The following is a 12,390-nucleotide window of genomic DNA, read 5'->3' as shown; positions in this document are numbered from 1 at the left end:
GGCGTGCGGTTCTTCCGTGCGCCGCATTCGCTTTTTCAGGGAGACACATGTCGTCCAAGCAGTCGCCCACGAAGAACGCGGAGACCGAGGAGCAGGATCGCGTGGAGGAGTGCATGGCCTCGTTCGCGCTCGCCAGCGACGGGCACGTCTACATCCACGAGGACGAGCTGCCCGCTGACAAGCGGCGCGGGCGGAAGGAGTGGCGGGGCGTGCGCCTCACGCGGGCCGAGACGGAGTTCTTCGCCGAGGAGGTCGAGCTCATCATGCCGAACGTGGCGGTCGCGCTGCGGAGCGCCATCGAGAAGGGCAAGCTCGGCGGGCAGGAGCCGCCCGAGGGCGAGCCGGCGAGCACCGGCGGGTCCAAGCAGGAGTCCGGGGACCTCTGACCACGACGGGCCCGGGGGCATCACGCCTCCGGGCCCTCTTCCTTCCGCTTCAATCACCCAAAAAGGAGACCACTATGGGGACCAATCCCCTGCCGGAGAAACCTCTCCGCAGCGAGGTTTTGTCCATCGCGCTCACGGGTCTCGTCGCCACGCTGGTCAGCATCGTGGTCACGATCGAGGCAGGATCGAGCACCGTCGAGCTGATCGGCCTCGCGGAGGCCAGCGTCCGCGATACCAAGGCCCGCGTGCTATCCGCGCTTGCGAGGCTTGGGAAGTGGCTCGACGGCTACAAGGTCAAGGTCGAGTTCTCCCCGGCCGGCACCCGCAACGACGGAATGCTCGACCTCGCCGTGGCGACGGCGCTGCTCATGGCCCTCGAGCAGAAGCCGCTTGCGCGCATGGTCATCGTCGGCGAGCTCGCGCAGACCGGCGCCGTGCGCCCTGTGCGCGGCGTTCTGCCGGCGTTGCTCGGGGTGAAGGACATGTCACGCGCCATCGTGCCCTGGTCCAATGGCCCCGAGGCGTCGAGCGTGCAGCACATGGAGGTGCAGGTCGCGGCGCACCTGCAGGACGTGGTCGGCTCGCTGCGAGGCGCGGGGCAGCTCCAGTTCGCGCGTGACTTCTTGAAAGCGCCTCCGCTCGCGGAAGTCGATCTCGCGGATATCCAAGGTCTCGTGGCCGGCCGTCGTGCCCTGGAGATCTCGGCTGCCGGCCTCCATCCGCTACTCTTCATCGGCTCGCCTGGGTCGGGGAAGACGATGCTCTGCCGGCGCCTGCCCACGGTAATGCCCCCGCTCACCCGCGAGGAGGCGCTCGAGGTTACGTCGATTCATTCGGTGGCGGGCCTGCTCCACACCTCCCAGGGGCTCCTCACGCAGAGGCCCTTGCAGGCGCCGCATTACACGGTGAGCGAGGTGGGCCTCGTCGGCGGCGGCCTTCCGGTGCGACCTGGGCAGGTGTCGCTCGCGCACCTCGGCGTCTTGTTCTTGGACGAGCTGCTGGAGTTCAAGAAGCGGACGCTCGCGGTGCTCGATGGCGTGCTCAAGGACGGGCAATCGGTCATCTGCCAGCGCCAGACCCGCGTGGTCTTCCCGGCCCGACCGCTCACCGTCGCGTCGGTTCTTCCGTGCCCGTGCGGCTTCCACCGCACGAAGGACAGGACATGCAAGTGCCCGCCGGAGCGCATTCGGGCATACCGCGAGCGGCTGCGCGGTGCCGTGTTCGACCGCATGGACATGAAGGCGATCCTGTCCGGGGACGAGCTCAAGGGCAGCCGCAGCGAGTGCTCCGCGGACATGCGCGCCCGCGTCGTCAAGGCGAGGGACGTGCAGAAGAACCGCTTCGAGAAGCTCGTGGTCACCGAGGCGGTGAACGGCCGGCTCAGCCTCGCGGACCTCGATCGCGTCGCGAAGCCGGACGACAAGGGGCAGCGCATGCTGGGGCAGGCCGTGGAGCGGCTCGGGCTCTCGGCCGAGCTCCACGCCAAGGTGCTGCGCGTCTCCCGCTCGATCGCGGACCTCGACGGCAGCGACGCCGTCCGGGCCCATCACATCGCCGAGGCCCTCAACGCCGCCCCGCTCGTCACATGATGTCCATTGTCGATTGCCTGCGGGGCGGACGACATCTCGCCACCGCGGACGCGCACGGCAACTGCGTCTTGTGCGGTCGGGATAAACCCACCACCGGCGAGCGCTTCATCGCAGAGTTCGAGACCGACGCCGTGGGGAAGTACGGCTTCAAGCTCCTGGGCCGTCTCCCGGGCGTCGAGCTCGGGCACCGCCTCATCGAGCATGAGAACACGCGGGAGGTCTACCTGGCCTCCACCATCTGCGTAGCTTTGGGCGATGAGCAGGAGAGCCGCGACGTTCTTGTCGACGACGCGCCCATCTTCTTCGACCCGACCTGGGACGAGAACACGCTGGTTTTCTGGGTCGCAGAAGATCGGGACCTCACGAGAAGCGAAGCGCGGGCGCGCCTCGTGAGGTGCGGTCTCGTGCAGAGCGCACCTGCTCCCGCGCACGAGCCTGGGACCTGCCAATGTCCTAGCTGCCGCCCAGACATGTACGTCAAGGGCAGCGCGCGACAGAACAGGCTCGTGGCCATCGAGACTGGCGTGTGGCCGGACCAGCCGTGCCCGGATTGTAATGCCCCGCCGAACACGCCTTGCACCAAGTCGTGTCCTCTCCGCGCGTACGCCGAGGAGCTCAAGAAAAAGACGGTGCGTCCGGGCGATTCGGACGAGGCCGATACCCTGGCGCCGCCCACCAGCAAGCAGAACGACGTGACCACGGTACCCCCGCAGGTCCGCTGGCACGTCGCCTACCGCTGCGCCGACAGGCAGGTCATCCTCGACCAGAACAAGCACTTCGTCGCGGAGGCCGTCGAGGGGGCTGCGGAGCTCGTCGCCGCGGCGCCGGAGCTGCTCGACCTCGTGGACGATCTCCTCGACGACCGCCAGCGGGATCGGCGCATCCCCGAGGCCCTTGCGCTCGTCGAGCGGCTACGCGGAACGACGTGAGCGACGTCGGGGCCGAATAACAACACTTGCTGTAAGGCAGCCCGAGTCCGGTTGTGCCGCTTGTTCGGCTCCCGGATGCATGAGTGTGCGCACCCGTTCGGGAGGGTGCGCGCTTTCTTTTGTGGACCAAAGACCATGCAGCACCTCAGCAACGCGCTCAAGGGCGCGCTCGCCACCATCGAGAAGCAGTACGGAAAGGGGGCCATCATGACGCTCGGAGGCGCCGACTCCGACCGCAGCGTGCGCGTCCTGCGCACGGGCTCGCTCGCGCTCGACCAGGCCCTCGGCGTGGGCGGCTACCCGCGGGGGAGGATCGTCGAGATCTTCGGGCCCGAGTCTTCAGGCAAGACGACGCTCACCTTGCACGCCCTCCACGAGGCCCAGAAGCAGGGCGGCGTCGCGGCCTTCATCGACGCCGAGCACGCCTTCGATCCGGGCTACGCCCGCAACATCGGCGTGGACACCGATCGGCTCCTCATCTCCCAGCCGGACAACGGGGAGCAGGCCCTCGAGATCGCCGAGACCCTCACGCGCTCCGGCGCGGTGGACCTCGTCATCATCGACTCGGTCGCGGCGCTCGTGCCCAAGGCCGAGCTCGAGGGCGACATGGGCGACGCGCACATGGGCCTGCACGCGAGGCTCATGAGCCAGGCCATGCGCAAGCTCACCGCCACCGCCTACCGCACAGAGACCCTGCTCATCTTCATCAACCAGCTCCGGCACAAGATCGGCGTGACGTTCGGCAACCCCGAGACGACGACGGGAGGCAACGCTCTCAAGTTCTACTCGAGCGTGCGCCTCGATGTCCGTCGCATCGGAGCGTTGAAGGTCGGCGACGACGTGGTCGGGTCGAAGACGCGCGTGAAGGTCGTGAAGAACAAGTGCGCGCCGCCGTTCCGCGAGGCCGAGTTCGACATCCGCTGGGGGACGGGGATCGACATCTCGGGTGACCTCCTCGACTTCGCCGTCGCCCAAGGTGTCGTCGAGAAGAGCGGGGCCTACTTGTCCTTTCGGGGGGAGACGCTCGGCCAGGGCCGGGAGAAGGCGCGCGAGGCGATCAAGGGGCCGATGGGCGTGGCGCTTCGGAGCGCGGTCGAGAGCGCGCTCGCGCAGCGGACGGCGGCGCAGTAGTCGGTGCCCAGGAAGAACGAGCTCTCCGACGTCCCGATCGCCGTGACGTCCGACGGGGGCGTCTACGCGAACGTGACCCACCTGGGGATCGACGTGGCGAAGCTTCTGCCGCATGTCCCTGAGGTTGGAAGGGTGTTTGTCGGTGTCCGCCTCTCGCGCGGTGAGGTGAAGAAGCTCCTCGCGGCGGCTGACGACGCTCTCGCCGAGGCGGTCGCCAAGATCGCCTCGAAGCGTTCTCAGCGGAGCAAAAAGAAGTAGACCAGCGCGTCGTCGGAGTCGCCGAGGCAACTCGCAGGACTTCTGACGTGCGCCCTGCCGTCTCGGAGGGTTCATGTTCACGGACAAGCAGCCGGGGGCCAAGCGGGTTGCCCTCGTGGGCTGCGCCGCGCTGAAGAGCAAGAGGCCAGCGCCAGCCAAGGACTTCTACACGTCGGCGCTCTTTCGCGCCGCCTACGCATACGCCGAGAAGACGTGCGACGTGGTGATCATCGTCTCGGCCTTCTACGGCGCCGTCACTCCGAAGACCGTGCTTCACCCGTATGACCGGAACCTGCGCACGTTCAGGAAGAGCGAGCGCGAGGGCTGGGGCGTGCGGACGGTTGGGGAGATCTTGCCGTCGTTCCGCCCGCCGCCGCAGCTCGTGATCGTCGCTGGCGAGATCTACGCGGACGCTCTTCTGCACGGCGCGCACTGGCACAACCTGCCGCTTCCGGAGCAGCCGCTGCGCCGTATCCGGGGCTGCGGCACGCGGGTGAAGTGGCTCAAGAACAACACGCCTCTGAGCACCGGGAGGCGAAGAGAGGAGGAAGATGAACGAGCAGGCGCGTGAGGCTGCCACGCGCCTCATCGTGGGCATGGTGCGGGACGGACATGGCCTGCATCTCCAGGCCGAGGTGCGCGAGGACCGCGGCGAGCTCTGGATCGTCTTCACCGGCGGGAAGTGGGGCGAGCACGAGCTCTGCTTTTCCACATACTCGCCGGAGAGCATCCAGAAGCACTGGGAGGGGTACTGCGAGTCGAACGGGTTCGTCACCGTCCCGAGCAGCGGCCCGATCTTCATCTGCCCGCACTGCCACGGCGAGATGCGCGCCCAGGACTACCCGCAGCACATGTTCGCGGTGCACATTCGCCTGGCAGATCCTGTCAGCGATACGCGCGTCGCGAACTGCGAGATCGCGTCGTGGAATGACCGATACCCAGATCATGCCCTCCCGCTGCTGGAGGTCTGAGTGACGCCGAGCGAGAAGGCCGAGAAGATTTCGGCAACGGCAGGGCAAGTGCGGACGCTCTGCGAGACGCTCAACCGGCACGAGGCGTTCCAGTGCGAGGAGCAGTCGTCGTGCATCCAGAAAGAAAAGGCGCGGAGGTTCAGGGGCCGGTTGCGCCCCCTGCAGCTCTTCCATCCCGACCGGCTTTGCAGCCCGTGCCGCGCCTACTGGTTCCTCTCCATGGCCTCGGTCGAGCTCGACTCCCTCGAGCGCGCGGCGCTGGAGCAGGCGAAGCCTATTCGAGGTACTTGATGCGGAAGAAGAACGAGACCAAGAAGAACGACCTCAAGAGGGACGACTCCAAGAAAGACGCGCCCGAGAAGACGGCTGCGGCCAAGGAGGCGCTGGCGACGCATAGGACCCCGCAGCAGAACATCGCGTCCGAGTGGTCCTTCCCCGCCATCCGGGGTGTCCAGGCCGGCGGCGAATACTACTCGGTCATGGTGCATCTCCGGGACGTGGCGAAGCTCTTTGCTCCCGTGGATGGCAAGCTGCCGCCCGAGCTCCGGGCGCAGCGGGTGCTGAGTAAGGTCCGTGTCCCGAAGATCGCGGACTACATCACGAAAAACCCGACGAACTACACGCTGCCGGCCCTCGTCGGCGCGATCGACGGCCTGCCGCGCTTCGAGCCGGCGCACGAGAAGAGCCACATGGGCACGCTCTACATCCCGCGGGACATGACGGTCGCGGTCCTAGATGGGCAGCACCGGCGGGCGGCCGTCGTGATGGCCCTCTCGCAGGAGTACGTCAGGAAGCGGCGAGGATCGCTCGGGGACGAGAGCATCTGCGTGACGTTGTTCGTCGACGCGGGGCTCGAGAAGGCGCAGCAGAGGTTCGCGGACTTGAACCGCTTCGCGGTCCGGCCGAACAACTCGTTGGGGCTCCTGTACGATCACCGCGACGAGCTCGCGAACCTCACGCGGGCCGTCGTGCGGGAAGTGCCGCTGTTCGCGCAGCTCACGGACGGGGAGAAAACCTCGGTCTCGGGCGGCTCGAACAAGCTCTTCGCGCTCGCGAGCATCCACGCGGCGACGAAGGCGCTGCTCGCGGGGTTCAGTGGGAGCTTCGAGGCCGCGAAGAAGATCGCCGTCGAGTTCTGGAACGAGGTGACGCGCGTGATGCCGGACTGGCACGAGGTCGGCCTCGGCAAGATCAAGGCGCAGGTGCTGCGGGATCGGTGCGTGCACGCGCATGCGGTCGTGCTCGAAGCGCTCGGCCGGGCCGGCAACGCGCTGCTGCGGGAGCGGCGGGAGGACTGGAAGAGCGTCCTGGCGGGCCTCGGGACGCTGGACTGGTCCCGAGCGAGCCCGCGCTGGGAGGGGCGCGCTCTGGTGAACGGCAGGATCGCGAAGAACGCCGCGAGCGTCATCCTCACGGCCAACCTGATCAAGGTGCACCTCGGACTGGAGCTCTTCATCGAGGACCGGCGGCATGAGTCCGTGCTGGTCTCCGAGGAGCCGCAGATCGACGAGGACAACATGCAGGGCGACGGCGCGGCGACGGCGGCCTGAACCAGAACAACGGCGCGGTGCAGCCTGGGGGCTGCACCGCCTACTTTTAGCCCTGTGTAGGCCCCTGCAAGCTTGATGAAGCCGAGCCCTCACGCCCCGCCCGCTTGCCTGCCCGTCCGCTAACAACTACCGTGCGAACGATGACCAATCGCACGAAACTCGAGTTACGAGTTCACAGGATCATTGACGGCGTTATCGCTAAACGCCAGATGGAGGACAGGAACGTCGAATTAAAGTCTGAATGGCCTAGACCCGAGGATTCCTACAGAACCGCACGCCAACTGGCCGGCCACGCGAATGCGGCCCGCGGTGAACCGATCATCTGGATCATCGGTGTAAACGAACGGAACAGGAGCGTCTGTGGCGCAGCTACTTGCGACGTGGCAGGCTGGTACCTACCGCTCCGCAAGCTTTTCGATGGCGAAGTCGCGCCCGACTTGATGGAGACTCTCGTTGTACCGCATGAAAACACTTCTGTCGTCGTGGTCCAGTTTGATACCGGGCGTGCTCCGTACGTGACCAAGGTGCCCCCGCAGGAGGGGTGCAACTGCCCTCGCTTTGAGGTTCCGTACCGCAGCGGCAACAGCACCAACCCCGCCCGTCGTGAAGATCTGCTGCGCATTCTCGAACCCATGATTATGGCGCCCGGAGTCGACTTTCTTACGGTCGGCATAAACGACGACAACCTTTCGCGCATCGAGGTCACCGTAGCAATGTACGTTGCGCCAGTTGGCGCAGGCAAAGCCGTAATACCAACGCACCGGTGCGCATTGGGTCTCCGGGCAGATCTGGACGGACCCTACACCTATGCACGAGATATCAGGTTGCGCGATGAGTTCGGCGAGGGTATCAGCCACCCTCAGACGCCGCACCTTATTGTTAACTCCGGCGCGCGGATACGCTTGGATGGTGTCTTCGCGTTGGACCCGAAACCTCTCAGGGGGCGTGAACTGCAGCTAGCGGTAACGCTTGGGCTGGTCGCACCCGAGACCGCAGTAAACAGCACGCACCGACTTACACCAGACGACCGCCGCTATAGCTGGGAGTGGGTCAAGGATCCGTTGAATCCGTGATGGCTCCGATGCCATCGGGGGTCGCCTTGCCAACGTGCGCGGGGTGCCTAATGCTGGTAGCTCTCCATTTTGCTACAGACCCCAGTGCCATCCGGAGCGATACACCGTCAGGTTACGCACGGATTGGGGATTCGACTCCCACATCGACTTGCCGTCTGAACTCGTCCTGACGCTATTGTCCGCTGCCGCGTAAACGTCGTTCGTGATATAGGTGGCATAGTTCCCCTCTCGTAGGGAGCAGAGCTTTGCGGCGATATTGGCAGCGCGTCCTACCCACACGAGATCGTTCGCCCCGCGAATTCCAGTTCGGGCAACGAACAGCGGGCTCATATCGATGCCCACGGCCTGCTTTATGGCGAAGTCGGCGGGCAGCTTGGGATACTGCTCGCGAACCTTCGGGTTCAGGATTTTCACGACAGCGTGGTTGATCGCCAGCGCGGCACGGCAAGCTCTCGTAGCCATCCCGTCGCCCAGGAATACCGCCATCACGCGGTCACCATCGAAGGCCGTGATCTCACCGCCTTTCTCGCGAATGATACGACACGCGCAGTTCAGATAGCACTTGTAGACTTCTGCAACAAACCCGGGTGTCTGGAGCATGACAAGCCCCGTCGAATCCGCGAGGTCGGCATACAGAACGGTGCCGTTGAGTTTTACGGCATCGTTTGCCAGCTTGAGTTCGGGCGTATCGGGGACTTTGTTGCCGTCGCGAGTCTGCCACTGTTCTTTGAGGATTTTTATAACCTCGGCCGTGAGGTCGTCTGTGAATGCCATTGTGGTTCCTTTCTCATCTGCACCGCAGGCGGGACACGATCGAACGCAACTCATTGACCGCTGGCGCCACACGCGATGGAAGATCGGCCTCCGAGCCCGGGACAATCTCAAGTGCCTTCACCCCGAGGAGGTCCGAGGGCAGCTTGATGTCGCGCTCGTCTCGCAGCCGGACCATGAACGTGCGGTCGCGCCCGAGGGCCCCCATGAGCAGCCCGAACTCGAAAACGACGTTGTCGCGCGGCATCGGGTTCCGGGATCCACGCGACTCCACCACGTCATCCGCGGTGACGACGAGAAGTCCGAAGTCCAGCGAATGGAGCTGTGCGGCAAGCGACTCGATAGGGGTCTGGCCGGCACCGAAGACACCATCGGTCCACAGCCGCGTGGTCCACGGGTCGTGTTGGCATGCGGCCTGGATAGCGCGTGCGACAGGTAACCGCTCGACGGTCGAGCCGATGAAGACGACAGGTCTCTCGTTCGACGGTTTGACCAGCTCGCCGCGCTCCCGAAGCCTTTTGCCAAGATCGACCGAGAGCCTGCGCCACACGACGGGGTGGCGGTCGGCAATCGCAGTGAAGGCCGGCTCGTCGATCGACGCGACCACGGTCTCCTCGATCGCGCGGATCGTCGCGCTGCGTTTGACGGAGGGGTCGATCATGCCCATCTCCCCGACGTGCTGACCGGCGCGACGCCTGGCGACCTCGCGGCCGTTGATCTCGACTCCCACCACTCCCGCTAGGATGAGACACAGGTCGGTGTCCGTGTTCCCCTGGGTGATCACGGCTTCGCCCGGCTCGTACCTCTTGAGCGTCACGGAGCCGGCGACCTCGCTGGCGACCTGCGCATCGTGCGCGACCACCGACTGCTCGCGTAGCGCCTCCTCGAGCCGGCGACGACCTTGTTCCCCCGTAAATCTGCTCAGCATCGTGATGCCCTTCGGCGACCGAGCGCGTGGTTCTCACCGACGCGTCGGCCAGTGGGAGCGGAGGATAGCAACCAGACGGCGAGGCGGGATCAACGCGGGACGTTTTCTTCGTCGCTTGTGGTGCACCGCGGCTCCGTCCACCCCTTCGGACGGAGCATGAGGTGGGATGCGCGACGCCCAGACGTCGATCCGTTGAACGCCATCTCCTGCAAGGCGTCGGAACAACAGGAGTGCGCCCCCGTTCCGCGAGCACGTCCCCTGCCGTGGCGACATCGACGAGGATCATCGCCATCGCGTCGGCAGAACAACTGCGCCTCGTGGCGCCAACGTACGGCGGGATGACGGAGGCCGCGATCGTTGGAACGAGCTGCCCGCTGCTCCGCGTGCCGAGCAGGGTCCTCGACAGAGCCTCAACGCGCTCGACGACGCCATCCTCCGCGCCGTCTCTTCTTCGGGGCCTCCGCCCGACGAGCCACCTCGGGCACGTGACTCCAGGTCTTGCCCTCGTCGATGTTGCGGATCGACTTCGCGTCGACGCCGAAGCTGAACCCGATCATCCTCGGAGGTACACCTTGATCGAGCAGCACGCAGATCTTCTTCACCTGCTCCTCGGTGAGCCGAGCGCGCGGGTTGTTGATCCCCGGCCGCCCTCGCGATGAAGAAGCCGCGGGAAGCGCCTTGCGCTCGATCTCCTCGAGCAGCACCGCGTCCGAGTTGAACGGGTTGGGCTTCGAGCCCTCGTAGAGGTGGCTGGGGTTGACGCACGTCTTCTTGCCGCAGGTGTGCAGGACCATCCCAGACGGAGGACGTTCGTGCTCCAGCTCGAACATGTGGCGGTGGGCCATGACGACGCGGCGGCCGACGCGGAAGACGCCGTACCCGCGGTTGTTCACCGCGCCGAGCCAGTACCAGCACTCGTCGCCGTTGCCCTGACGAACAAGGGCGCTAAACTTCGCGAAGGACGAGAGCTTTTGCTCCTCCGGGTCACTCGATGTCGCTCGCTGAGGAGTACGGCTCGGCTTCTTCTTCTCGTCCACGTTCTACTCGGTGCAGTTGAACAAGGCCGCTGGCCTCGGTCTGCCCTCGGTCACGTTGTGGTTCAAGTTCAACGACTACATGTCCGACTCGAACCTGATGTTCTTCTTCGCGTGGAAGTTCAACCGCCAGCCTCCCGGTTGAAGCGGGACTTGTCGTTGTTCTTCATGTCGACGTTCTCGCTGAGCTTTGGACAGCGGCGCTAGCAGCGCAGGGTGAGCAGGAGACGGTCGTCGTTCTTGACGCCTCGTTGAAGTTCAACGGCTGCCAGGAACAACATCTGGTCCTTGAACTACAACCGCTTCAACCCATGCCTGGAGGTCCAGGCGGCGACCCGGTCCCAGTCCTCAGGGTTGTGATCGGCTGAGTCGAAGGTGCGGGGGATGGGCGCTTAATTTTGTGGTTAGGAGTCTGTGTTGAGTAGATAAAATATATGTCTGATCATGGAGTTAGCTAGGAACAGTCCGATCAGATATCGGTACTCAACACCGAGTCCCAACTGCAAAAAGAGGTCGTCACCACCCCCTCCCTGACGCTGCGCAAGCACCCGCAGACACACCCCCAGGGACCACCGCCGGGAGTACATCTCCTCGGCTCGGAGATTTGTTCATGCGCTTCACCATGAACTCGATGTCCGCTTGCCGGCACCTGTCGGTGAAAACGGGCAAACAGCGGCCGTGATCGGCGAGTTCATCGAGAACGACGTCGGCAACTACGACGACTCCTTGCTCGCCGAGCTGATCGACATCGAACGCCTCCCGCGATCGGCAGAACAACGTGGGCCGGTTCCACGGCTTCGCCTATGCTCCGCGCATGCTGCGCGTCGCAGTTCGTCTCGCACTCTCCCTCTGCGGCACCCTCTCGTTCATGGCGTGCGGCGGTACTCAGACCGCCATCGCCACGGCTGATCCAGGCATCGCCTCGCAGGGGGACACTGGAGTTCGTCGTGGGCCTACCAGCATCCCGGTCGACGGCGACCCGAACGGCCTCTGGTGGGACGAGACCGCGGCGGCCCTCTACATCGCCGACGCGAAGAACAACCGCATCTTGAAGTGGACCGACGCGGCCGGGTTCTCGACCGTCGCGGAGTTGCCCCCGGCGCCGCCCGAGGGCGGGGGCCTCGGCCAGGTGGTGAAGCTCCCGGATGGCAAGCTCGTGGTGCCGCGCTTCGGCCACGGCAAGGCGGGAGACGTCGTCTACGCGAACCCCGACGGTACGAGCGGCACGGTGCCGAACCTCGATCCTCTCCGCCGTCGCATCGGTCTCGCGGCCACGAGCGACGGGGCGCTGTACGAAGCGTTCTTCTTCTCGAAGGACGGCGTGAAGAGCGGCGGCATCGCGCGGATCGACCTGGCCGGGACTGAGGCCGAGGTCGTCGGCGGCTTGAAGAAGCCCGTCGGGGTGCTCGCGCTCGGGGGCGAGCTCGTCGTCAGCGATCAGGTCGCGGGCACCGTCTTGCGCATGCCCATCGCTTCTCCGGACAAGCAATTTGTCGTCGCCAAGGTGCCCGAGCCGGATCTGCTGTGCGCGGGGCCGGAGGGCTCGTTCTTCACCGGAGGCAAGGCCGGCAGCGTGCGGCAGGTCCTGGGGAGCGGCGAGGTCAAGGAACGCTCGGGCGGCTTCCAGGACGTCCGCGGCGTCGCCTATGACGGCAAGAACAAGCGCTTGTTCGTCGCCGATCACGACCGCAACGAGGCCGACGGCATCACGCACCTCTTGCGGATTCTCCTGGTCGACTGAAGCCAGCGCTGGGGTCGCCTGGCGCTGCC

At 65.6% G+C, this 12,390-nt stretch carries 15 protein-coding genes; 12 read left to right on the top strand and 3 right to left on the bottom strand.

Annotation, left to right across the window (positions count from 1 at the left end; genetic code table 11):
• Nucleotides 1–47 precede the first annotated feature (47 nt).
• From E8A74_RS25955 to E8A74_RS25910, 10 genes are all read left to right on the top strand, one after another.
• Nucleotides 48–386 (top strand): hypothetical protein, encoded by a 339-nt coding sequence (locus E8A74_RS25955; protein WP_136931760.1) that lies wholly within the window; start codon nt 48–50, stop codon nt 384–386.
• A gap of 74 nt (nt 387–460) precedes the next feature.
• The gene (locus E8A74_RS25950; protein ID WP_136931759.1) at nt 461–1,975 is read left to right on the top strand and encodes a YifB family Mg chelatase-like AAA ATPase; all 1,515 of its coding nucleotides are present in this window, start codon (nt 461–463) and stop codon (nt 1,973–1,975) included.
• Complete coding sequence (locus E8A74_RS25945) at nt 1,972–2,904, top strand: hypothetical protein (RefSeq protein ID WP_136931758.1); 933 nt, start codon at nt 1,972–1,974, stop codon at nt 2,902–2,904. Before E8A74_RS25950 ends, E8A74_RS25945 begins: the two co-directional genes overlap by 4 nt.
• 135 nt (nt 2,905–3,039) lie before the next feature.
• Nucleotides 3,040–4,035, top strand: a complete 996-nt coding sequence (gene recA, locus E8A74_RS25940; RefSeq protein ID WP_136931757.1) for a recombinase RecA — start codon at nt 3,040–3,042, stop codon at nt 4,033–4,035.
• Nucleotides 4,036–4,038: 3 nt separating this feature from the next.
• Entirely contained in the window at nt 4,039–4,293 is a 255-nt protein-coding gene (locus tag E8A74_RS25935; RefSeq protein ID WP_136931756.1) for a hypothetical protein, read from the top strand.
• Between the two features lie 73 nt (nt 4,294–4,366).
• Nucleotides 4,367–4,864: a DUF6884 domain-containing protein gene (locus E8A74_RS25930; protein ID WP_136931755.1), complete on the top strand. Its 498-nt coding sequence runs from the start codon at nt 4,367–4,369 to the stop codon at nt 4,862–4,864.
• Entirely contained in the window at nt 4,845–5,264 is a 420-nt protein-coding gene (locus tag E8A74_RS25925) for a hypothetical protein (protein WP_136931754.1), read from the top strand. The genes E8A74_RS25930 and E8A74_RS25925 overlap by 20 nt, the downstream gene beginning before the upstream one ends.
• Nucleotides 5,265–5,555 (top strand): hypothetical protein, encoded by a 291-nt coding sequence (locus E8A74_RS25920; RefSeq protein WP_136931753.1) that lies wholly within the window; start codon nt 5,265–5,267, stop codon nt 5,553–5,555.
• The gene (gene dndB, locus E8A74_RS25915; protein WP_136931752.1) at nt 5,555–6,814 is read left to right on the top strand and encodes a DNA sulfur modification protein DndB; all 1,260 of its coding nucleotides are present in this window, start codon (nt 5,555–5,557) and stop codon (nt 6,812–6,814) included. The genes E8A74_RS25920 and dndB overlap by 1 nt, the downstream gene beginning before the upstream one ends.
• Nucleotides 6,815–6,954: 140 nt before the next feature.
• Complete coding sequence (locus E8A74_RS25910) at nt 6,955–7,887, top strand: hypothetical protein (protein ID WP_136931751.1); 933 nt, start codon at nt 6,955–6,957, stop codon at nt 7,885–7,887.
• 72 nt (nt 7,888–7,959) lie between these two features.
• On the opposite strand, the gene E8A74_RS25905 is transcribed toward E8A74_RS25910, so the two are convergent.
• The 3 genes from E8A74_RS25905 to E8A74_RS25895 form a co-directional block, all read right to left on the bottom strand.
• Nucleotides 7,960–8,661: an adenylate/guanylate cyclase domain-containing protein gene (locus tag E8A74_RS25905; protein WP_136931750.1), complete on the bottom strand. Its 702-nt coding sequence runs from the start codon at nt 8,659–8,661 to the stop codon at nt 7,960–7,962.
• A gap of 13 nt (nt 8,662–8,674) precedes the next feature.
• Nucleotides 8,675–9,586 carry a TIR domain-containing protein gene (locus E8A74_RS25900; RefSeq protein ID WP_136931749.1) on the bottom strand — a complete coding sequence of 304 codons (912 nt, stop codon included), beginning with the start codon at nt 9,584–9,586 and terminating at the stop codon, nt 8,675–8,677.
• 410 nt (nt 9,587–9,996) lie between these two features.
• Complete coding sequence (locus E8A74_RS25895; protein ID WP_136931748.1) at nt 9,997–10,623, bottom strand: HNH endonuclease family protein; 627 nt, start codon at nt 10,621–10,623, stop codon at nt 9,997–9,999.
• Nucleotides 10,624–10,633: 10 nt separating this feature from the next.
• Here E8A74_RS25895 and E8A74_RS55610 point away from each other — a divergent pair, with 10 nt between their 5' ends.
• Nucleotides 10,634–10,765 carry a hypothetical protein gene (locus tag E8A74_RS55610; protein ID WP_269749892.1) on the top strand — a complete coding sequence of 44 codons (132 nt, stop codon included), beginning with the start codon at nt 10,634–10,636 and terminating at the stop codon, nt 10,763–10,765.
• A gap of 669 nt (nt 10,766–11,434) precedes the next feature.
• Nucleotides 11,435–12,361, top strand: coding sequence for an SMP-30/gluconolactonase/LRE family protein (locus E8A74_RS25890; protein ID WP_232379745.1), 927 nt, complete (start codon nt 11,435–11,437; stop codon nt 12,359–12,361).
• Nucleotides 12,362–12,390: the final 29 nt, after the last annotated feature.

The sequence above is a fragment of the Polyangium fumosum genome, from assembly GCF_005144585.1.
GTDB classification, from domain to species: domain Bacteria; phylum Myxococcota_A; class Polyangia; order Polyangiales; family Polyangiaceae; genus Polyangium; species Polyangium fumosum.
This window is presented reverse-complemented; position numbering and strand designations above follow the sequence as displayed.